This is a genomic window from Streptomyces canarius (assembly GCF_014650735.1).
In the GTDB taxonomy this organism is placed as follows: Bacteria; Actinomycetota; Actinomycetes; order Streptomycetales; family Streptomycetaceae; genus Streptomyces; species Streptomyces olivaceoviridis.
On sequence record NZ_BMVN01000019.1, the window covers coordinates 62,893 to 84,076 of the forward strand.

Here is a 21,184-nt window from a genome sequence, read left to right on the forward strand (position 1 = left end):
GGTACGGGAGTAACCGCCCGTGATGTCAGACCCGGCCGTTAGTCTCGGGGATCATGAGAGTCCTGCACACGTCCGACTGGCACCTCGGCCGGGCCTTCCACCGGGTGAACCTGCTCGGGGCCCAGGCCGAGTTCATCGGTCACCTCGTCGCCACCGTGCGTGAGCGCGAGGTGGACGCGGTGGTCGTGTCGGGCGATGTGTACGACCGCGCGGTGCCCCCGCTCCCCGCGATCGAGCTGTTCGACACCGCCCTGCACCGCCTCGCGGACCTCGGCGTGCCCACGGTGATGATCTCCGGCAACCACGACTCGGCCCGCCGCCTCGGCGTCGGCGCCGGGCTCATCGGCCGCGCGGGCATCCACCTGCGCACCGAGCCGTCCGCCGCCGGCACCCCGGTCGTGCTCCCGGACGCCCACGGGGACGTCGCCTTCTACGGCCTGCCGTACCTGGAACCGGCCCTGGTCAAGGACGAGTTCGGCGTCGACAAGGCCGGCCACGAGGCCGTGCTGGGCGCCGCCATGGACCGCGTCCGCGCCGACCTCGCCACCCGCGCGCGGGGCACGCGTTCCGTCGTCCTCGCCCACGCCTTCGTCACCGGCGGCCAGGCCAGCGACAGCGAGCGGGACATCACCGTCGGCGGGGTCGCCGCCGTACCGGCCGGCGTCTTCGACGGCGTCGACTACGTGGCGCTCGGGCATCTGCACGGCTGCCAGACCCTCACCGAGCGCGTGCGCTACTCGGGCTCGCCGCTCGCCTACTCCTTCTCCGAGGCCGGCCACCGCAAGAGCATGTGGCTGATCGACCTGGACGCGGACGGCTCCGTCACCGCCGAACGCGTCGACTGCCCGGTGCCCCGCCCGCTCGCCCGTATCAGCGGCGCTCTGGACGACCTCCTCGCCGACCCGGAGCTGACCCGCCACGAGGACGCCTGGATCGAGGCCACCCTCACCGACCCCGTCCGCCCGGCCGACCCCATGGCCCGGCTCACCGAGCGCTTCCCGCACACCCTCAGCCTGGTCTTCGCCCCCGAGCGCGCCCCGGACGACCCCCAGGTGTCGTACGCCCGCCGCCTCGCCGGCCGCAGCGACCAGCAGATCGCCCAGGACTTCGTCGCCCACGTGCGCGGCGCCGGACCCGACGAGCACGAGGAGACCGTGCTGCGCGAGGCGTTCGACGCCGTGCGCGCCGACGACGCCGTGCGGGAGGTGGCCCGGTGAGGCTGCACCGGCTCGACATCACCGCCTTCGGGCCCTTCGGAGGCGCCCAGAGCGTCGACTTCGACGCCCTGTCCGCCGCCGGACTGTTCCTGCTGCACGGCCCCACCGGCGCCGGCAAGACCTCCGTCCTGGACGCCGTCTGCTACGCCCTCTACGGCTCCGTCCCCGGCGCCCGGCAGAGCGGCCAGGGCATCACCCTGCGCAGCGACCACGCCCGGCCGGGCACCCGTACCGAGGTCCGCCTCGAACTGACCGTCGCCGGACGCCGGCTGGAGATCACCCGGCAGCCCCCGTGGGAGCGCCCCAAGCTGCGGGGCACGGGCACGACCGTCGACAAGGCCCAGACCTGGCTGCGCGAGTACGACGGCACGGCCGGCGTCTGGACGGACCGCAGCCGCTCCCACCAGGAGATCGGCGAGGAGATCACCCAGCTGCTCGGCATGAGCCGGGAGCAGTTCTGCCAGGTCGTCCTGCTGCCCCAGGGCGACTTCGCCCGCTTCCTGCGCGCCGACGCCGAGGCCCGCGGCAGGCTCCTCGGCCGCCTCTTCGACACCCAGCGCTTCGCCGACGTCGAGAAGCGCCTCGCCGAACGCCGCCGCGCCACCGAGGCACGCGTGCGCGAGGGCGACACGGCGCTGCTCGCCGACGCCCACCGCATGCAGCAGGAGGCCGGCGACGCCATGGAGCTGCCCGACCTGGCCCCGGGCGACCCGGGACTGGCCGAGGCCGTCCTCGGCGCCGCCGCCGTGGCCCGCAGCACCGCCCGGGAACGCCTCACCGTCGCCCACTGCCGGCTCTCCGCCGCCGAGTCCGCCCACGCCGCGGCCCGCAGCGCCCTGGACGACACACGCGAACTCGCGCGCCTCCAGGCCCGGTTCACCGAGGCCCGGCAGCGTGCCGAGCGCCTCCAGGAGCGGTCCGGCGCCCACCGCGAGGCCCAGCGGCGCATGGAGCGCGCCCGCAAGGCGGAGGCGGTCGCGCCCGCCCTGGAGCTGCGGGACGCCACCGAGGCGGAACACCGCCGGGCCGCCGCGGCCGAGGCACGCGCGCGCGGACTGCTGCCCGACTCCCACGCCGACGCGGACGCGGGCGGACTCGCCGCCGCCGCCCGCCGGGCCGCCGAGGAGCTGGGCGGCCTGGACGCGGCCCGGCGCGCCGAACGAAGGCTCGCCGAACTCGCCGAGGAGCGGACCGGACTCGACCGGCAGGAGCGCGCCGACGAGGACGTCCTGCGCGAGGCCGAGGGCTGGCTCGCCGACTGGGACGGCCTTCGCGCGGCCCTCCAGACCCGCGTCGACGCCGCCCAGGAGGCCGCCACCCGCGCCGAACAGCTCGCCGTCCAGCGCACCCCCATGCGGCGCCGGCTCGACGCGGCCCGCACGCGCGACCAGCTCGCCGCCGACCTCGAACGGGCCCAGCAGCAGGCGGACGCCGCGCGGCAGCGTGCCCTCGACGCCCGCGCCCACTGGCTCGACCTCAAGGAACAGCGCCTGAACGGCATCGCCGCCGAACTGGCCGCCCATCTCACCGACGGCGAGCCCTGCGCGGTCTGCGGAGCCACCGAACACCCCGCCCCCGCCCGCAAGGTCGCCGGACACGTCGACCGCGAGGCCGAGGACCAGGCCCTCGCCGTCTGCCAGCGGGCCGAGGAGCGGCACACCGAGGACGAGCGGCGTCTCGGCCTGGTCCGCGAGGCCCTGGCCGCCGCCACCGCCGAGGCCGGCGACACGCCCACCGGCGAACTCGCCGCCGAGGCGGACCGACTGGAGCAGGAGTACGCCCGCGCCCGCCGCGCGGCCTCCGCGCTGCACCCCGCCCAGGAGGAGCTGCGGCGCGCCGAGGGGGAGCGCGAGCAGCGGCTCGCCGACCGCCAGCAGGCCGCCGTACGGGCCGCCTCCCGGCTCACCCGCCGCGACACCCTGGAGCGTGAACAGGCACAGCTGCGAGCGGAGTTGGCGCAGGCCCGGGGCAGCGCCGACAGCGTGGCCGCGCGTGCCGCCCAGCTGGAGCGGCGGGCGGCCCTGTTCACCGAGGCCGCCGACGCCGTGCGCGCCGCCGAGGACGCCGCCCAGCGGCTGAAGGACGCCGACGCCCGCCTCGCCGACGCCGCCTACCGGGCCGGTTTCGACACCCCGCAGGCCGCCGCCGCGGCCCTCCTGGACCCGGCCGCCCACCGTGAACTCCAGCACCGCCTGGACGCCTGGCAGCAGGAGGAGGCGGCCGTCCGCGCGGTCCTCGCCGAGCCCGGCACCGCGGCGGCTGCTCAGCAGCCGCCCGCCGACCCGGCCACGGCCGAGCGGACCGCGTCCGCCGCGGAACGGCGGCTGCGCGAGGCGGCCTCCGCGCGTGACGCCGCCGCCCGCTGCTGCGCGCAGCTCGACCGCCTCTCCGCCCGCGCCGCCCAGGCCGTACGCCGGCTCGGCCCGCTGCGCGAGGAGTACGACCGGGTGGCCCGGCTCGCCGCCCTCACCGCGGGCACCTCCGCCGACAACGAACGCCGGATGCGCCTGGAGTCGTACGTCCTGGCGGCCCGCCTGGAACAGGTCGCCGCCGCCGCGACCGTCCGCCTCCAGCGCATGTCGTCGGGCCGCTACACCCTCGTCCACTCCGACGACCGCACCGGGCGAGGGCGTTCCGGGCTGGGGCTGCACGTGGTCGACGCCTGGACCGGACGGGAACGGGACACCGCCACCCTGTCCGGCGGCGAGACCTTCTTCGCCTCCCTCGCGCTCGCGCTCGGCCTCGCCGACGTCGTCACCGACGAGGCGGGCGGCGTCCGCCTGGACACCCTCTTCATCGACGAGGGCTTCGGCAGCCTGGACGACCAGACCCTGGACGAGGTCCTGGACGTCCTGGACTCCCTGCGCGAACGCGACCGCAGCGTCGGCATCGTCAGCCATGTGCCCGACCTGCGCCGCCGGATACACGCCCAGCTGGAGGTCGTCAAGGACCGCTCGGGCTCGACGTTGCGGCAGCGGGGCGTCTGACGGCTCGCTGACCGGCACGTGGCGGCCGACTCGGTGCCGCCGGTCCGGACGGATGCGTCACCTGTGTCTGTGTCGTCGCACGGTGACCGGCTATCGCAGCCGATCCTGCGACAGGATGACGGCGCTGTAGCGACCGATGCCTATGCCGCCCGCCCAGGCCAGCCCATCCATCCCCGTGGCGTCCGCTGTGACGTCGTTGCTGGATGACCCATTGAACTGGGAACCGTACTCCTTCGAGTCGCTGTGGAACCGCACTCGCCAGACTCCCGGCCCCGGCAACCCCAGCCGGTAGTCGTCGTAGTCGTGGTCACCGAAGTTGAGGACGACGACGGTACTGTCGCCCGGACCGCCCTGGGCATAGCGGTGGAAGCCGATGACCTTGTCGGTGTCGTTGCAGTGGTACACGTCCACCTGATCGCCTCTCAGGCCGGCGGTGGTGTACGTGCGGTTGCGCCGCAGGGCGATGAGGTCGCGGTACATCTGCACGATGCCGGCATGGCGTTCCCGCCCGGCCCAGTCGAGCGGGACGCGGTCGTCGAACGGGCTGGTTTCGAGGAACTCCTGCCCCTGGAAGATCATCGGTATGCCGGGCGCTGTCATGACGGCAGCGGCACCGAGCGTGGAACGCTTTGTGGCGTACGGTCCTTCGGCGTCCCCATGACAGACGGCCGTGGGGACGCGGTCCTTGCCGTCTTTCACGTCGTCGTGGGACTCGGTGTAGACGACCCGGGCGAGCGCACCGCCACCGAGTCGGTGCTCGATCGCGTGGCGTACCCGGTCCATGTCGCGGTCCGCGTCGTTCACGGCCGTGAGCGCCGCGCGGAGCGCATGGCAGAAGCCTGCGTCCCACTGGGAGTCGAATCCGGCGCCCTCCGGGGTGCCAGTGGTGATCCAGGGGTCGTCGCGCAGGTCCTCCGCGATGCTTATCTTCCAGGACTGGCGGGCATCGATCTCATCGTTGACCTCACGGAGCAGACGCCAGCCGTCGGCCAGGTCCTCGCCCCGGTCGTCGCCGCCGTCGACGTTGCGGATGTACGCGGTGGCGTCCCAGCGCAGGCCGTCTACGCGGTACTCCTCCAGCCAGGACAGCGCGCTGTCGCGCAGGTACTGGCGGACCTCGGGTCTGCCGTAGTCGGGACGCGTGTCGCCCCACGGGGTCTTGCGGCGCCAGTCGTTGTAGAAGTAGATGCCGTCGCCGTCGTTCTCGTACCAGCCGTCGAAACGTCGCAGCCCGGCGTCGAGACCGGCCCAGCCGAAGTGGTTGTACACCACATCGAGCAGCACCGCCAGACCGCGCTGGTGAGCCTCGCTGATCAGCGCCTTCAAGTCGGTGGGGGACCCGTAGTCGCCCGCCACCGCGAAAGCTGTCACCGGGTTGTACCCCTCCGACGTCTCTCCGGCGTACTCGGTGACCGGCATGAGCTCGATCGCGGTGACGCCGAGTTCGACCAAGTCCTCCAGCCTCTCGGCCACACCGGAAAACCGGCCGGGTCTGTCGGCGGAGGTGCGGTTGAAGGTGCCGACGTGCAATTCGTAGATGACGAGGTCGTCCCAGCCCGGGCTCTGCCACGGATGTGCGCCCCACTCGAAGTCCGCGGCGTCGATCACCGCATTCCCCGTGTCGGTCGAGCTGGTGAGCCTGCGTGCGCGCGGGTCGACCTTCCACTGCTCGCCGCTCCGGCCGGTCACGACGTACTTGTACTCGTCGCCCGGCCCGGCGGCGTCCAGTTGAGTGGACCAGCAGCCGCCGCCGTCCATGGCCATCGGATGTCTCGCCGCCCACCCGTCGAAGGATCCGGCCACCTCCACGCCCTTCGCGTGCGGCGCCCAGACGCGGAAGGTCGTGCCGTTCGGGCGGGTGACGGCACCCATGTCCGCGCTCATTTGCATCTCCCTGGGCATCAAGCTGTCTGGTGCGCCCCCCACCCAGGTCACGTCCTCGACGTCCGGTTCCTTGATCCAGCCGGCGTCCATGGCCTTTTCGACGACGTCGCGCCAGTCCTGGGCCTTGCCGCGTTTCTCGCCGCCGACCTTGACTTCACCATCCGAGTAGACCGTTATCGGTTTGACCGACTCCCCGTAGAGCTGTAGGTACTTCTCACCCATCTTCGTGATTTCAAGATATTCTTTCAGATGGAATTCCTTTTCGGATTCCATCACGTTTTTCATTTCCCATAGATCCGGCTTCTTGGCGCGAGGCTTCAGGTACCCCAGGTGCTGGAGGCGTTCCAACTCCCGGTACATCTCCCACCTGTACTCCACCAAATCGTCACCTTTGCCGGCAAGTTTCCTCAGATGGCTGCGCTCATGGCGGCTGAGCAAGCCGATGACGGCCAACTGGATCGACTCCAGCGTGGCTTCAATCCTACTGATCCGCCATCTCACCTTGAATGGGCCGAACGACAGCTCTTCGAGGGCTCCCGGACTCGCCAGTGCCAGGAAGGCGAGAAGCAGCGCGCCGAGCACGCCGATGATCGAAGCTCCCTTACCGTTCTTCGAATCACCGAGGAACGTTTCAATGAGCATCCAGAGTACGGTCAGTGCGATACCCACAGTGAGTATCTGAAGCCCTCGGATGGCGAACTTCTGGGTGGACACCGCCTCTCTCATTCGCTTGAGCTTGAGGTGGTGATCCCGGGTCGGTAGCGAGCGTGTCCCCATGTCGACCCTCCACTGCGAGCGTCGGCATTCACATTTTCGGAATGAGATTCGCGGCGACGAGACTGTTGTACGCGGCGTCGAGGTGCGAAGTCTGGGTCCGGGCGGGGTTGTTGCCCTTGGAAACGGGGACGAGGACATCGGACAGCGGATCGTCATCGCGTGGTTGTTCCAGGGTCAGGACGTCCCCTATGCCGGGGGCGGCAGCGTCACGACCCGTCAGTGGCTCCAGCGCCCATCTCTGTTCGATCGTCTTGAGCAGCGCAGTGTGGTCCAGCGGCACGCTGTCGTCGGGGACGCGGAAGACGGTCCCGGGCTTGATGAGGGGCGATACCAGCACCGTGGGCACGCGTACCCCGAACCGGGTGAAGTCGAAGTCGAACTCCACTCCCTTGATGTCGTCGGGTGGCGTCGCGCCGGCGGGCGGAGGTACGTGGTCGTAACAGCCGCCGTGCTCGTCGTAGGTGACGACCAGCACGGTCCTCGCCCAGTCCGGTCCGCGGCGCAGGGCCTGATAGGTGTCGTAGATGAGGTGCTCGCCCAGAGCCACGTCATCGTTGGGGTGCTGGCTGTTTCCCGTGTTGCCCCACGACGGCTCCAGGAAGGTGAACGCGGGCAGCCGGCCGTTGGCAGCCGCGTTCGTGAAGTCCATGAACTGGCCGAAGTGACTCCTGTCGGCCTGCTGGGTGTCGGGGAAGTCAGCCATGGTCTTCGGCCACTTGTTGTACCCGTAGACCATCCAGTCGATTCGGTCACCGAGTCGACCAAAGATGCTCGGCGTGTCGAACATGGGTTTCTTCGTTTGTTCCGCGAGTTTCAGACTGGTCTTGTCCAGCAGGTAGCCCAGGCTGGTCCCGGCAAGGGCGAAAGACCGGTTGGGCAGGGTCTGGGTGGGGACCGAGCAGTACCAGTGGTCGCATACCGCGTAGCCACGGGCCAGTCCGGACAGTACCGGCACCCCTTCCGGGGTGAAGCAGCCCATGATGTCGCTCGCGGTGACGCCTGGAGAGTTGCCGCTCCGCGTCGGATAGACCTTCGCGTAGTCGATGACGAAGCCGTCGTTGGTCGCGTCGGGAGTGGGTGCGGGCGGATGCTCCGTTCCGAACAACTGGACGTTCACCCGGTCGAATTCCTCCCCGGGGATGGAGCCCGGCATGAAGTACGCACCGGGTTTGGCCGGGTCGATCCGGAAGACGGTGACCTTGCCGCCGTTCCCATCGGGGTTGGCCTCCGCGCCGGTCAGTCCCTCGAAGGCATCGCCAGAGGGCGAGCGATTCTCCTGGTCGGTGTAGAGGAACCCGAGCATGTTGTCCAAGGAGCGGTTTTCCAGCATGAGGACCACGAGATGGTCTATCTGGTGCAACGGTGTGGTGTCCGATGTCATCTGGAATCTCCCGCGGTTCGCGCGGACTGGGGGGTGAGGCCCCACCGGCCACGGCAGTGGCCCCACTTCCACCGTAGGACGAAGGGCCATACCCCGCTCGGCGGCGCCGCGCATCCGGAAGACGCGGCCGAGCGGACCACGCCGGCGAAGCCGGCCCGAGGAACGGGCGGGCGTCCAGGGCGTTGAGCACCCCAACGCCTTCCGGAACCCCGGAACTTCACATGATCAGTGACCATCGCCGTGAACGATCACACCGCGCACTGGGTCGCCCCCCACCCGGCCGTCGCGGCAGCGGGAGCGGTCTAGCGGCCCAGCGGGCGCCGGGGCAGCGGGGACGAGTACACGACGCTGGTGGTCACCGAGCCCAGCGCGCCGATCCGTCCCGAGATCTCCTCCAGGTGGGACATCGACCGCGCGGCGACCTTGACGACGAAGCAGTCGTCGCCCGTGACGTGGTGCGCCTCCAGGATCTCGGGCGTCGCCGCGACCAGGTCGTGGAACGGCTTGTAGTTGCCGTTCGGATAGCGCAGCCGCACGAACGCCAGGATCGCAAGGCCCAGCCGCTCGGGGTCGACCACCGCCGCGTACCCCTGGATCACACCGGCCTCCTCCAGCCGCCGGACCCGCTCGGTGACGGCGCTGGGCGACATGGACACGGCCCGCGCCAGCTCGGCGTAGCTGGCCCGTCCGTCGCGCTGGAGGACATCGAGGATGCGCCAGTCGGTGGCGTCCGGGGAATGCGCGGTCATCCCGGATGGATAGCAGGGGAATCCCCGGCCGGGCAAGGGCGATCCCGGGGATCGTCCCTTCAGGGGCCGGCCGCCGGACCGTAGATTTCCCCACATGATCCACATCGCTGCCGAGAATCCCGTCCTGCGTGTCGCCCCGGCCGCTCCCGCACAGGCCGCCGCCTACTTCCGGGCGAGCCTCGCCTTCCACGCCGACGTCTCCGACGTCGCCGCCGCGCTCGCGGCCGGCGGCGACCCCGGCTTCGTCGTCGTGGACTCGCGCTCCACCGAGTCCTGGGACCAGGGCCGCATCCCCGGCGCGGTCCACCTGCCGACCGCGCTCATCCCGGAGCAGGCCGCACGGCTCCTCGACAGGGACGTGCCGGTGGTGACGTACTGCTGGGGCCCCGGCTGCAACGGCGCCACCCGCGCCGCCCTCGCCCTCGCCGAACTCGGCTACCGGGTCAAGGAGCTGCTCGGCGGCTTCGAGTACTGGGCCCGCGAGGGCTTCCCCTACGAGACCTGGCAGGGTCCCGCGCGCCGGGACGCCGACCCGCTGACGGCACCCGTGGCGGGCGAGTGCGGCTGCTGAGGCGCGCCCACGCGCCGCGCCGCGGTCGACCGGTCGGCGCAACGCAGGTGGCCCCGGCACGCCGTCCGGGTACAGTCGGGCAGTGCCCGAGCTGAAGCGGCTGCACGCCAGCCACGCCCCCGCGGTCCTGGACTTCGAGCTGTCGAACCGCGCCTACTTCGCCGCCTTCGTCTCCGACCGCGGCGACGACTACTTCGAGCAGTTCACCGACCGCTACAACGCCCTGCTGGCCGAGCAGGAGGCCGGCAGCTGCGCCTTCTACGTGCTCCTCGCCGAGGACGGGTCGGTGCTCGGCCGGTTCAACCTGGTCAACATCGAGAACCGCACCGCGGAACTCGGCTACCGGGTCGCCGAACACGCCGCCGGCCGCGGCGTCGCCACCGAGACCGTCCGGGAGCTGTGCCGCCTGGCGGCACGCCGGTACGGACTGCGCGTCCTGCGGGCGGCCACCTCCCACCAGAACGTCGCGTCCCACAGGGTGCTGACCAAATCGGGGTTCGTCCCGATCGGACCGGCCGACCCGGCCGACCTCGGCGGCAAGCCGGGTACCTGGTACCAGTGCGACCTGGCCACGCTCCGGCCGTAGCTCCGGTGGGACGACCCGCCGACCGGCGGGGGTGGTCCGGCCACCTGCCGGAGGTTGCGGGGGCGCCTTCCCTGGAACCTTGTGACCAAGGGAAACGGCTCTGCCCCGGCTGGTCCGCCGGCCGCGTGGCCCTCCCGATCGGAGAAGGAGGTCGGACAGTGACGGTGCGACTGACGATGCTCTGCGCGACCACCGCCGAAGGCGGCCTCGGCCGGGTCTTCGGGGACGGTGCCGTGGGCGAGCGCCGCCGGCGTGAGCTGGCAGCCATGACAGCGACCCTTCCGCCGTACGCGGTGGCCCTGCGGGGGCCCTCCGACCGCTGCGCGCAGACCGCCGATGCCCTCGCCGTCGCCGCCGTGCCCGAGTACGCCCTGCGCGACCTGGACCACGGCACGTGGAACGGCCGTACACCCGAGGACATCGCCGCGGTGGACCCCCATGGTCTGTCCGTCTGGCTGACGGATCCCGACGCCGCACCGCACGGCGGCGAGACCGTCCGCGAGCTCTGCCGCCGGACATCCGCCTGGCTGGGCACCCTGCCCGCCGACACCGGACGCGTCCTCGTGATCACCGAGGCGTCCGTCATCAGGGCCGCGCTGGTCCACGCCCTGTCCGTACCCGCCCGCTCCTTCCGGGACCTCCACGTCCCGCCCGCGTCCGCGGTCACGCTGACGCTGCGCGACGGTTCCTGGAGCACCCGGATCGACCGGCTCACCGTCCCCCAGCGCCGGAAGCCGGCCGACTGCGTCCCCACCGTCGCGGTGCCGGCCATGCCCACCACGCGCCAGCGCATGTGCCTCACCGGCCGGCCCTGACACGACCGGGGACGCGCCCCCGCCTGATCACGGCACCGACAGCCACGGCCCCTGCCCGTACGGCGCCCGGCGGCGAAACCGCCCCGGGCGTGGTACGAATCGGACAGTGGTTCCATACAGGCTGGAGCGCACGTGATCCGGGTACTGGTGGTCGACGACGAAGCCCTGATCCGCACGGGCTTCCAGCGCATCCTGGCCGCCGCCGACGACATCGAGGTCGTCGGCGCGGTGTCCGGCGGCCAGGCCCTGCGGACGGTGCGCGAGAAGCGCCCCGACGTGGTGCTGCTGGACATCCGCATGCCGGACGTGGACGGGCTCACCGTCCTGGGCGAGATCCGCCGGCTGCGCGAGCCCCCCGTGGTGGCCATGCTGACCACGTTCGACATGGACGAGTACGTGGAGACGGCACTGCGCTCGGGCGCCGCCGGATTCCTCCTCAAGGACACCGATCCCGAGGCGCTGCCGCTGGCCGTGCAGAGCCTCGCCCGCGGCGGCACGGTGCTGTCGCCCAAGGTCACGCGCACGGTGGTGGACGGCTATCTGAGCGCCGGAGCGCCGGAGCGCCCGCCCAAGGCCCTCGCACGGCTCACCGGCCGGGAGCGTGAGGTGCTGCTCCTCATGGCCGAGGGCCTGTCGAACGCCGAGATCGCGACCCGGATGCACCTGAGCACCGGCACGGTCAAGGACCATGTCAGCGCCATCCTCACCAAGCTGGAGGTCAGCGGCAGGGTCCAGGCCGCCCTCTTCGCCCAGCGGGCCGGGCTCCTCCCGGAGGAGACGGGATGACCCGCCGTCCGTCCCCGCTGCTGCTGGACTGCGTGGCGATGGCCATGGCCCTCCTCGACGTGTGGGCCCACTGGGACATCGCCGAGCCGTTGCGGATGGCCTGCGCCCTGGCCGCCGCCGTCGTCCTGCTGCTGCGCCGACGGCAGCCGCTGCTCACCTTCCTGCTGACCCTCCCGGCCGTCCTGCTGTCCGACGCGGTCGTCGCCTGCCTGGCCGCGCTGTACACGCTCGCTTCCCTCGGCCGCCCCCGGACGCTGCTGCTCCTGTGCGTCCTGGCCTTCGCGTTCTGCGACACGACGGCCCTGCCGTCACCGAACTTCGATCTGACCCAGCTCGCGAAGCTCATCCCGTTCGGCTACAGCGCCGCCACCGCCGCCGCCGCCGTGTTCCTCGGGCAGCTCGTACGGACCCGGCGCGACCTGTCGCTCAGACTGACCGAGATCTCCGAGGCGCGCGACCACCAGCAGCTGCTGACGGCCCAGGCCGTCCTGGCCAAGGAGCGCGCCCAGCTGGCGCGGGAGATGCACGACGTCGTCTCCCACCAGGTCAGCCTGATCGCCGTGCGCGCCGGAGCGCTCCAGGTCGGCGCGGGCGACGCGGACACCAAGGAGGCCGCGGCGACGATCCGGCGACTGAGCGTGCAGACGCTGGACGAGCTGCGCCACATGGTCGGCGTCCTGCGCGCCTCCGGCGGCCACCCCACGGAGCTGACCCCGCAGCCGGCGCTCACCGACATCCAGCGGCTGGCCGACAGCTGCGGCATCGAGACCGAGTTGAAGACGGACCTGCCCGACGGACTTCCGGCCACCGTCCAGCGCGCGGTCTACCGCACGGTCCAGGAAGCGCTGACCAACACCCGCAAACACGCTCCCGGCGCGAAGGCGCGCATCGACCTGCTGCACGCCAACGGCTCCGTCCGGGTCCGGGTCACCAACACCGCGCCGACCCAGCCGCCGCTGCCGCTGCCCGGTGCCCACCACGGCCTGATCGGGCTGCGCCAGCGCGCCGAACTCCTCGGCGGCACCATGACCTCGGGCCCGACGAGCGACGGCGGTTACGAGGTCTGCGTGGTGCTGCCGGCGGACATCACGGGATGAGCGGACGACGTGCTCAGCGCAGCCCGTCGAAGGCGACGCCCAGGTGCCGGGGGCCGCGCAGCACGGCGTTGCGCCGGTACGGCGGCGGGTCCTCGACCAGACGGGGCCCCTCCAGCCGCCGGGCCAGCTCGGACAGCGCGATCTGGGCCTCCAGCCGGGCCAGCGGGGCGCCGAAGCAGCTGTGGATGCCGCTGCCGAAGCCGAGGTGCTGGATGTCGCCGCGGTCCGGGTCGAAGCGCTGCGGTTCCTTGAACCGCTCCGGGTCCCGGTTGCCCGCGGCGAGCACCAGCCAGATGCGCGAGCCCTTGGGGATCGTGACCCCGCGCACCTCGATGTCGGCGATGCACGTGCGCTGCGGCACCAACTGCACGGGCGGTTCGTACCGCAGCAGCTCCTCCACGATGTTGACCGACAGACCCGGGTCCTCCCGCAGCCGCCGGAGGATCTCCGGGTGGCGCAGCAGGGTGAGCATGCCGTTGGTGATCAGGTTGACCGTCGTCTCATGACCGGCGATCAGCAGCAGCACCGAGGTGCTGAGCACCTCCATCATCGACAGGGAGCCGTCCGGGCCCCGGCCGGCCGCCAGGTCGGACAACAGGTCGTCCCGCGGCTCCTTGGCGCGCTCCTCGACCAGCCCGGCCAGGTACATGCCGAGCTGCATACGGGCTTCCCGCGCCGCCTTCTGGGCCCCGGTGTCCCGGTCCGGGCCGGCCGCCGGGTCGAGGCTCGCGACCAGCGGGTCGACCCAGGTGCGGAACCGCGGCTCGTCCTCCCGGGGAACCCCGAGCAGCCGGCAGATCACCGTCACGGGGAACGGGTAGGCGAACTGGTCGACCAGGTCGACCTGGCGCGCGTCGCCGAAGGCGTCGATCAGCCCGGTGACGATCTCCCGCATCTCGCCCCGCATGTTCTCGATCCGCCGCGGCCGGTGCGGCGGTCCGAAGGCACTGTTGGCGATGCGCCGCAGCCGGTCGTGCTCGGGCGGGTCCAGACGCAGGAACGACGGCGGCAGTCCGCCGGTCTCCTCCGTCCGGTCCAGCTCGTCGCCCCCGGCGGCGGCCACGTTGGCGGCGTCGGAGCTGATCCGCGGATCGTGGAGGAGGGCCTTGATGTCGTAGTACGAACTGATGAGGTACGGGCCCCCCTCCTCCTCGTGCAGCACCGGCGTCCTGCGGAGTTCCTCGTAGACCGGGTACGGGTTGGCGCGGTTGGCGTAGTCGGTGATCTGGCGCGCGATCGAGGCGTGCGGCATGGCGGGTCCTTGGGGCGTCGGGGCCGTGGGCGGGATCAGTGGCGGGCGGGGTGGAAGACCAGCTGCTGGTCGGCCGGCGAGTAGCCGCTGAGGGTGACCATGGGGCCGTGCGTCGGCAGGGACGGGTCCGGGAATCCCGCCGGCACCGGCCGGCGGCCCTCGGGACGCCGGTCCACCGTCGGGTACTCCACCGGGAACGGCGCCCCCCGCTCGATCTGCCCCCGGTAGAAGTCCAGCCACCGGGTGTTGTCGAAGCTCACGGCGGCCACGACCCGGCCCTGGTAGCCGTAGACCCCGACGAACCGGCGCTCGGCCAGTGAGCCCTGCGTGATCATGAGCTGCTCGCCCATGGGCGGCACCCCGACCGACTTGATGTTCACACCGAACATCGACGACCAGAAGGCGGGCATCCACAGGTGCGGCCTCCGGTCGGCGCCGTGGCAGACCATGTTGTGCGCGGCGGTCTCCGCCTGGGCGACCGCATTGCCCCAGTGCTCCAGCGACAGGAACTGGTACCCGAAGAGCGCGTGCGGGGAGCGCGCCACATCGCCCGCCACGAAGACGTCGTCCGTGACGATGCCCCGGAAGTCGAAGGCCCGGCAGCCCGCGTCACAGGCGATGCCCCGGGGCCCGGCACCGAGCCCCGACCCGGTCAGCCACTCGGTGTTGCGCAGCGAACCCAGCGAGACCACGACCACGTCCGCCTCGACCACGCTCTCGTCGGACAGATGGACGGCCCGCACCCTGCCGACCGCGTCACCCGCCAGCGCGGTCACCGTGACATGGGTGCGCAGATCGACGCCGTTCTCGGTCTGGAGGTCCGCCGCGACTGCGCCGACGACCCCGCCGAGCGCGCCCACCAGCGGCGCGCCCGCGCGCTCCGCCACGGTCACGGGCAGGTTCATCTCCCGGCACGCCGAGGCGACCTCCGAACCGGCGAACCCGGCGCCGATGACGAACACCCGGCGCGGCCCCGCCCTCAGCCGCCGGTACAGGTCCGCCGCGTCCTCCCGCGTGCGCAGCAGACAGACGCCGTCCAGCCGGGCCTCCTCCTCCTTCGGCCACGGCCGTGCCCGCACGCCGGTCGCGATGAGCAGCCGGTCGTACTCCACCTCGTCCCCGTCGGCCAGCCGGACCCGCTTGGCCGTCAGGTCCAGGCCGGTCGCCGCCACGCCGAGGCGCCACTTGGCGTCGATCTCCCGGCGGTGCGGCAGCTCGGTGTGGTGCGGGGACGCCTTGCCCAGCAGCACGGACTTCGACAGCGGCGGCCGGTCGTACGGCTCGTGGGGCTCGTCACCGACCAGGGTGAGTTCACCGGCGAATCCCTCCGCGCGCAACGTCTCGGCGGCCCGCAGACCGGCCAGCGAGGCACCCACGATCACGATCCGGCCCTCACGCCTGAGCCACTCCACGTAGTCAGCTGCCATCGGAGACCTCCCGCGCCCCTCCCGTGCGGTCCAGTCCGTCGGCCGTGATCGCCTGCACGGGGCACGCCGCCACGGCACGCGCCACCCGCTCCCGCTGCTCCTCGCCCGCACGCGGGTCGTAGATCAGCGCCTCCTCGCCGTGCATGGCGAAGACGTCGGGCGCGAGGAACGCGCACTGCGCGTACCCCTGACACTTGTTGAGATCGACGACGAGCCTCATCGACGCTCCGCCCTTCCCATGGCCAGGTCCGGACGTACCGCGCGGCGAGCGCGGGCGGTCCGGAGGGCGGTCGGCCCCCGCCCGCCAGGATGCGAGCCCGGGCGGGGTGACCGCGCGCCGGGCACGCCGATCGGGTGAGCGGCCGGCGCCCCGGGCGTCATCGGGCGACGGCGGGCCGGGCACCGTCCCGGCGGCCGGCCACGAGGATGTGCACGCTGAGCAGCAGCGACCAGGCCGGGAAGACGAGTTCCGCCCACGGCACGTTGGACGACAGAAGCAGCAGCGTCACGGTGGTGAGGAGGCCCAGGACCGTGAGCCAGCGAGGCAGCACACCGAGACGGTGGCCGATGACCGACATGGACGACACGAAGACGGCCGCCATCCGCATGGCGTACTCCGTCAGCAGCGTGTACGCGAGGTGGCGGCCGAAGTCCCAGGTCGCCGGCGGCGGTGACGCATCGGCCGGGTGGGCCACCACGAGCACGGCACTCGCCGCCGAGGCCGCGCCGAACAGCGTGGCGGTGAAGACCAGCCCGCTGCCCAGGAAGACCGTCGCGACGAACTTGTCCTCGCCCGCGCCGACGTGCGCGCGGATCGCGCCGATGAACCACAGGAAGAAGATGCCGGCGAACGGCACCAGCGCGAGGGCCGTCCGCACCGCCCGGCGCTGCGCGGAGTCCGTGAAGCCGTGCGCGGCGACCGCACCGGCCCCTTCCGGGATCCCCAGCCTGACCAGGACCATCGCCGCCGCCAGGAGCAGCGCGAAGACGACCCCGGCCAGCCCCGCGGCGCGCGGTGTCCGCAGCGCCTGCTGTCCCGGCCCCATCTCCTGCATGCCCGGCCCGCCTTCCGCATCGGCCCCGGGCACCAGCTAGCCGTCCGGGGCCCGCCCGCGCCACCGACAGGCGGCCGTACGGCCGAGCGGGAAATCCGCTCGCGCCCCCGAGCCGTGCTTCCTAAGGTGTGCGTTCATGCCCACACCCCCGCGGCCGGCCCCGGCCGAACTGCGCCGCGACCCCCTGCCCCTGCGCGGCCGTACCGCACTCGTCACCGGCGCGAGCCGGCGGGCCGGGATCGGGCACGCCGTGGCCCGGCGGCTGGCCGCCTACGGCGCCAGTGTGTACCTGCACCACCACGTGCCGCACGACGCCGCCATGCCCTGGGGCGCGGACGACCCCGACGCCGTCGCCGACTCCGTGCGCGAGGCGCTCGGCGCCCCCGGGGCGCGGGTCGTGCCGGGCCCCGGTGACCTCGCGGACCCGACGGAACCGGCCCGGTTGGTCGCCACCGCGGTGAAGGAGTTCGGCCGCCTCGACATCCTCGTCGCCAACCACGCCCTCAGCGGCTCCGACGGCGCCCTGGACGACATCGACGCCGCGATGCTCGACGCCCACTGGGCCGTGGACACCCGCTCGGTGCTGCTGCTCGTCCAGGCGTACGCCCGTTCGCGCGCCGCCCTGCCGCCGGGCACGCCCGGCGGACGCGTGGTGCTCATGACGTCCGGACAGGACCTCGGCGGCGGCATGCCGGGCGAGATCGCCTACGCCCTCCAGAAGGGCGCCCTCGCCTCCATCACCCGCTCCCTGTCCACGACGCTCGTGGAACGGGGGATCACGGTGAACGCCGTGAACCCCGGCCCCGTCGACACCGGGTACGCCACCGGCGAGGTCCACGCCGCCGTCGCCGAGCGGTCCCCGGCTGGACGCTGGGGCGCGCCCGACGACCCGGCCCGCCTCATCGCCTGGCTGGCCACCGACGAGGCGGGCTGGATCACGGGGGAGGTCGTCACCTCGGAAGGCGGCTTCCGGCACTGACGCGGGCGGTCACCGCAGGGCGGCCTGGGTGGTCACAGCCGGGACAGCTCGTCCACCAGGTCGTCCAGGCCGAGGGAGCCCTGCGACAGCGCCGCCATGTGCCAGGCCTTCAGGTCGAACGCGTCGCCGTGCCGCTCACGCGCCTTCTCCCGGCCCAGCAGCCACGCCCGCTCCCCGAGCTTGTAGCCGATCGCCTGGCCCGGGATCGTCAGGTACCGGGTCAGCTCGCTCTCCACGAAGTCCGCCGGGCGGCTGCTGTGCGCGCCGAAGAACTCCTGGGCCAGCTCCGGCGTCCACCGCTCCCCGGGGTGGAACGGCGAGTCCGCCGGGATCGGGAGCGCCAGGTGCATGCCGATGTCCACGATCACCCGGGCCGCCCGCATCATCTGCGCGTCCAGGTAGCCGAGCCGCTCCTCCGGGCCCGTCAGGTAGCCGAGCTCGTCCATGAGCCGCTCCGCGTACAGCGCCCAGCCCTCCGCGTTGGCGCTGACCCCGCCGACCGTCGCCTGGTAGCGGGAGAGGTTCTCGGCCACGTGCGCCCACTGCGCGAGCTGGAGGTGGTGGCCGGGCACGCCCTCGTGGTACCAGGTCGAGACCAGGTCGTAGACCGGGAAGCGGGTCAGGCCCATCGTGGGCAGCCAGGTGCGGCCGGGCCGGGAGAAGTCCTCCGACGGGGCGGTGTAGTAGGGGGCCGCGGCGCCGCCGGGCGGGGCGATGCACGACTCCACCCTGCGCACCCGCTCGGCGAGTTCGAAGTGGGTGCCGTCCAGCTCCTCGATCGCCTTGTCCATGAGGCCCTGGAGCCACTCCCGGACCTCGTCCACGCCCTCGATGTGCCGGCCGTGCTCGTCCAGGTGCGCCAGCGCCGCCCACGGCGTCTCCGCGCCGGGCAGGATCTTCTCAGCCTCCTCCTTCATCTCGCCGAGGATGCGGTGGAACTCCGCCCAGCCGTACGCGTACGCCTCGTCCAGGTCCAGGTCCGTGCCGTTGAAGTAGCGGGCCCAGCGCGCGTACCGCTCCCGGCCGACCACGTTCGGGGCGCCCTCGATCGCCGGCGCGTACACGTCCCGCAGCCAGTCCCGCAGCTCCACCAGGGCGCCGGTCGCCGCACGCGCCGCCTCGTCCAGCTCCGCGCGCAGCGCCTGCGGGCCCGCGGCGGCGAAGTCCTCGTACCAGCCGCGGCCCGTGCCGTCCGTGTCCGTCCACTCGGTGAGCTGGTCGATGTAGGTGGCGGTCGGCCGGGGAGCGGCGAACAGCTTGCGCTCCAGACCGAGTCGGAGCGAGGCGCGGTAGCCCGCGAGCGCGCCGGGCACCGCGCGCAGGCGCTGCGCTATCGCCGCCCAGTCCTCCTCCGTGTCCGCCGGGGTGACCGTGAAGATGTCCCGCACCGAGTGGCCCGGCGTGCTCATGTTGCCGATCGCCCGCAGGTGCTCGCCCGCCTCGTGCACGGCGAGTTCGGCGGTCAGCCGCTCCCGCAGCAGCCGCGCGCAGCGCCGCTCCACGTCGCTGTCCGCGCCGGGCCGCCGCTCGGCCTCGTCCAGCTTCGCGAGGGTGGTCCGTGCCAGCGCGGCCAGGGCCTCCTGACCGGCCGGCGAGTAGTCGGGCAGCCTGCTCGAACTCTCCTTCACACCGAGGTACGTCCCGGTGACCGGGTCGAGGGCGATGAGGTCGTCCACGTAGGCGTCGGCGACCTGACGGGGCAGCGGGCTCAGGGTCTCAGACATGCGGCCCATCCTCGTACGAGGACGATCGCCGCGTCATCCGTGTTTGCCGGGATTCAGCTCTGGGCGTGGCCGGGCGGCAGCAGTGGCCCGCACTCCCACTGCTGGAAGATCAGCCGGGTCTCCACCCGGGCCACCTCGCGCCGGGCCGTGAACTCGTCCAGCACCAGCCGCTGGAGATCGGCCATGTCCGCGACGGCCACGTGCACCAGGTAGTCGTCGGGCCCGGTCAGATGGAACACCGACCGCGCCTCCGGCAGCGCCCGGATCCGCTCCACGAAAGGTCCCACCAGCTCCCGCCGGTGCGGTCGCACCTGCACCGACAGCAGTGCCTGGAGGCCGCGCCCGAGCTTGGCCGGGTCGAGCCGCAGCCGGTGCCCGAGGATCACGCCCGAGCGGCGCAGCCGCGTCACCCGGTCCAGACACGTCGACGGCGCCACGCCCACCTGCGCGGCGAGGTCGCGGTAGGTGGTCCGGGCGTCGTTCTGCAACAGCCGCAGCAGATGCAGATCGACCGGATCCAGTACGACGGAATCGGCCACCGGCCGAACGTAGCACGGCATCCGGCTCCCAGGAACCGTTCGCTGTTCACCCTTCCGGCCATGGACACATCGAGCCCGAGTGCCTACGACGACGTACGCACCGCATCGAGAGCGCTGGCCACCGAGGCCGTGCACGCCGGCCGCGACGACCTCGCCCGCCAGGGCCTGCACGCCCCGCCGATCGACCTGTCCACCACCTACCCCTCCTACGACAGCCGCGCCGAGGCCGCCCGCATCGACGCCTTCGCCACCGACGGCGCCGACCCCGTCGGACCGCCCGTCTACGGCCGCCTCGGCAACCCGACCGTCGCCCGCTTCGAGACCGCGCTCGCCCGCCTGGAGGGCACCGGGTCCGTCGTCGCCTTCGCCAGCGGCATGGCCGCGCTCAGCGCGGTCCTGCTCGCCCGGTCCGCCATGGGCCTGCGCCACGTCGTCGCGGTACGGCCGCTGTACGGCTGTAGCGACCACCTGCTCACCGCCGGGCTGCTCGGCACGGAGGTCACCTGGACCGACCCGGCCGGCATCGCCGACGCGCTGCGCCCCGACACCGGTCTGGTGATGGTCGAGTCCCCGGCCAATCCGACCCTCGCCGAACTCGACCTGCGGGCCATCGCGCACGCCTGCGGTTCGGTGCCGCTGCTGGCCGACAACACCTTCGCCACGCCCGTGCTGCAACGCCCGGCCGAGCAGGGCGCCCGGCTGGTGCTGCACAGCGCCACCAAGTACCTGGGCGGCCACGGCGATGTGCTGGCCGGGGTGGTCGCCTGCGACGAGGAGTTCGCGGGCCGGCTACGGCAGATACGGTTCGCCACCGGGGGAGTCCTGCATCCGCTCGCGGGCTACCTGCTGCTGCGGGGGCTGTCCACGCTCCCGGTGCGGGTGCGGGCCGCCTCCGCGAACGCCGCCGAGCTGGCCCGCCGGCTCGCCGCCGACCCGCGGGTGGCCCGGGTGCGGTACCCGCGGCTCGGCGGCGCGATGATCGCCTTCGAGGTGCACGGCGACCCGCACGAGGTGATCTCCCGGGTCCGGCTCGTCACCCCCGCGGTGAGCCTGGGCAGCGTCGACACGCTCATCCAGCACCCCGCCTCCATCAGCCACCGCATCGTGGACGCCGAGGACCGCCGCGGGGCCGGGGTGAGCGACCGGCTCCTGCGGTTGTCGGTGGGCCTGGAGGACGTCGACGACCTGTGGTCCGACCTGGACCAGGCCCTGGGCGCGCCCCGCGAACGCCGGGTGACGCCGCTGCGGGAGGCGGTGCGCTGAGCAGGAGGCCCCCTCGGGTGGTCCGCGCAGGGCACGGCACCGCCGGTGACCGCCGAAGCGGCTGACCGCCGCTGCGGCTGAGCGCCGTCGTGGCG

The 21,184-nt window shown here is 72.7% G+C and carries 18 protein-coding genes; 9 read left to right on the forward strand and 9 right to left on the reverse strand.

Going from position 1 to position 21,184, the window contains the following annotated elements:
* Window positions 1-53: 53 nt before the first annotated feature.
* Both IE294_RS25445 and IE294_RS25450 read left to right on the forward strand, forming a co-directional pair.
* Window positions 54-1,217 (forward strand): exonuclease SbcCD subunit D, encoded by a 1,164-nt coding sequence (locus IE294_RS25445; protein WP_189889836.1) that lies wholly within the window; start codon window positions 54-56, stop codon window positions 1,215-1,217.
* Complete coding sequence (locus IE294_RS25450; protein WP_189889838.1) at window positions 1,214-4,204, forward strand: AAA family ATPase; 2,991 nt, start codon at window positions 1,214-1,216, stop codon at window positions 4,202-4,204. The genes IE294_RS25445 and IE294_RS25450 overlap by 4 nt, the downstream gene beginning before the upstream one ends.
* Window positions 4,205-4,294: 90 nt before the next feature.
* Here IE294_RS25450 and IE294_RS25455 read toward each other — a convergent pair whose 3' ends face one another.
* The 3 genes from IE294_RS25455 to IE294_RS25465 form a co-directional block, all read right to left on the reverse strand.
* Window positions 4,295-6,802: an alpha-amylase family glycosyl hydrolase gene (locus IE294_RS25455; protein WP_229917341.1), complete on the reverse strand. Its 2,508-nt coding sequence runs from the start codon at window positions 6,800-6,802 to the stop codon at window positions 4,295-4,297.
* A gap of 91 nt (window positions 6,803-6,893) precedes the next feature.
* Window positions 6,894-8,246, reverse strand: coding sequence for an alkaline phosphatase family protein (locus IE294_RS25460; protein ID WP_189889840.1), 1,353 nt, complete (start codon window positions 8,244-8,246; stop codon window positions 6,894-6,896).
* 302 nt (window positions 8,247-8,548) lie between these two features.
* On the reverse strand, window positions 8,549-8,995 hold the full coding sequence (locus tag IE294_RS25465) for an Lrp/AsnC family transcriptional regulator (protein ID WP_189889842.1): 447 nt from the start codon (window positions 8,993-8,995) through the stop codon (window positions 8,549-8,551).
* Between the two features lie 94 nt (window positions 8,996-9,089).
* Here IE294_RS25465 and IE294_RS25470 point away from each other — a divergent pair, with 94 nt between their 5' ends.
* The 5 genes from IE294_RS25470 to IE294_RS25490 all read left to right on the forward strand — a co-directional run bounded on the left by IE294_RS25470 (window position 9,090) and on the right by IE294_RS25490 (window position 12,850).
* Window positions 9,090-9,566, forward strand: a complete 477-nt coding sequence (locus tag IE294_RS25470) for a rhodanese-like domain-containing protein (protein WP_189889843.1) — start codon at window positions 9,090-9,092, stop codon at window positions 9,564-9,566.
* An 82-nt stretch (window positions 9,567-9,648) separates the two neighbouring features.
* A complete protein-coding gene (locus IE294_RS25475; protein ID WP_189817310.1) occupies window positions 9,649-10,152 on the forward strand; it encodes a GNAT family N-acetyltransferase in 504 nt (167 codons plus the stop codon).
* 158 nt (window positions 10,153-10,310) lie between these two features.
* Window positions 10,311-10,967 (forward strand): histidine phosphatase family protein, encoded by a 657-nt coding sequence (locus tag IE294_RS25480; RefSeq protein ID WP_189889845.1) that lies wholly within the window; start codon window positions 10,311-10,313, stop codon window positions 10,965-10,967.
* A gap of 132 nt (window positions 10,968-11,099) precedes the next feature.
* Window positions 11,100-11,753 carry a response regulator gene (locus IE294_RS25485; protein WP_189889847.1) on the forward strand — a complete coding sequence of 218 codons (654 nt, stop codon included), beginning with the start codon at window positions 11,100-11,102 and terminating at the stop codon, window positions 11,751-11,753.
* A complete protein-coding gene (locus IE294_RS25490; protein ID WP_189889849.1) occupies window positions 11,750-12,850 on the forward strand; it encodes a sensor histidine kinase in 1,101 nt (366 codons plus the stop codon). The genes IE294_RS25485 and IE294_RS25490 overlap by 4 nt, the downstream gene beginning before the upstream one ends.
* 13 nt (window positions 12,851-12,863) lie before the next feature.
* Here the strand turns inward: IE294_RS25490 and IE294_RS25495 are convergent, their stop codons facing one another.
* The 4 genes from IE294_RS25495 to IE294_RS25510 all read right to left on the reverse strand — a co-directional run bounded on the left by IE294_RS25495 (window position 12,864) and on the right by IE294_RS25510 (window position 16,584).
* A complete protein-coding gene (locus IE294_RS25495) occupies window positions 12,864-14,102 on the reverse strand; it encodes a cytochrome P450 (protein WP_189889851.1) in 1,239 nt (412 codons plus the stop codon).
* Between the two features lie 35 nt (window positions 14,103-14,137).
* Window positions 14,138-15,529: an NAD(P)/FAD-dependent oxidoreductase gene (locus IE294_RS25500; protein WP_189889853.1), complete on the reverse strand. Its 1,392-nt coding sequence runs from the start codon at window positions 15,527-15,529 to the stop codon at window positions 14,138-14,140.
* A complete protein-coding gene (locus IE294_RS25505) occupies window positions 15,519-15,749 on the reverse strand; it encodes a ferredoxin (RefSeq protein WP_189889855.1) in 231 nt (76 codons plus the stop codon). The genes IE294_RS25500 and IE294_RS25505 overlap by 11 nt, the downstream gene beginning before the upstream one ends.
* Before the next feature lie 157 nt (window positions 15,750-15,906).
* Window positions 15,907-16,584 carry a hypothetical protein gene (locus IE294_RS25510; protein ID WP_189889857.1) on the reverse strand — a complete coding sequence of 226 codons (678 nt, stop codon included), beginning with the start codon at window positions 16,582-16,584 and terminating at the stop codon, window positions 15,907-15,909.
* A 136-nt stretch (window positions 16,585-16,720) separates the two neighbouring features.
* Here IE294_RS25510 and IE294_RS25515 point away from each other — a divergent pair, with 136 nt between their 5' ends.
* Complete coding sequence (locus tag IE294_RS25515; protein ID WP_189889859.1) at window positions 16,721-17,563, forward strand: SDR family oxidoreductase; 843 nt, start codon at window positions 16,721-16,723, stop codon at window positions 17,561-17,563.
* A 32-nt stretch (window positions 17,564-17,595) separates the two neighbouring features.
* Here IE294_RS25515 and IE294_RS25520 read toward each other — a convergent pair whose 3' ends face one another.
* Together IE294_RS25520 and IE294_RS25525 are read right to left on the reverse strand one after the other, a co-directional pair.
* Window positions 17,596-19,287 carry a DUF885 domain-containing protein gene (locus IE294_RS25520; protein WP_189889861.1) on the reverse strand — a complete coding sequence of 564 codons (1,692 nt, stop codon included), beginning with the start codon at window positions 19,285-19,287 and terminating at the stop codon, window positions 17,596-17,598.
* 53 nt (window positions 19,288-19,340) lie between these two features.
* The gene (locus IE294_RS25525; protein ID WP_058083750.1) at window positions 19,341-19,826 is read right to left on the reverse strand and encodes an Lrp/AsnC family transcriptional regulator; all 486 of its coding nucleotides are present in this window, start codon (window positions 19,824-19,826) and stop codon (window positions 19,341-19,343) included.
* Window positions 19,827-19,886: 60 nt separating this feature from the next.
* Between IE294_RS25525 and IE294_RS25530 the strand changes: the two genes are divergently transcribed.
* Window positions 19,887-21,089, forward strand: a complete 1,203-nt coding sequence (locus IE294_RS25530) for a trans-sulfuration enzyme family protein (RefSeq protein WP_189889863.1) — start codon at window positions 19,887-19,889, stop codon at window positions 21,087-21,089.
* Window positions 21,090-21,184 lie beyond the last annotated feature (95 nt).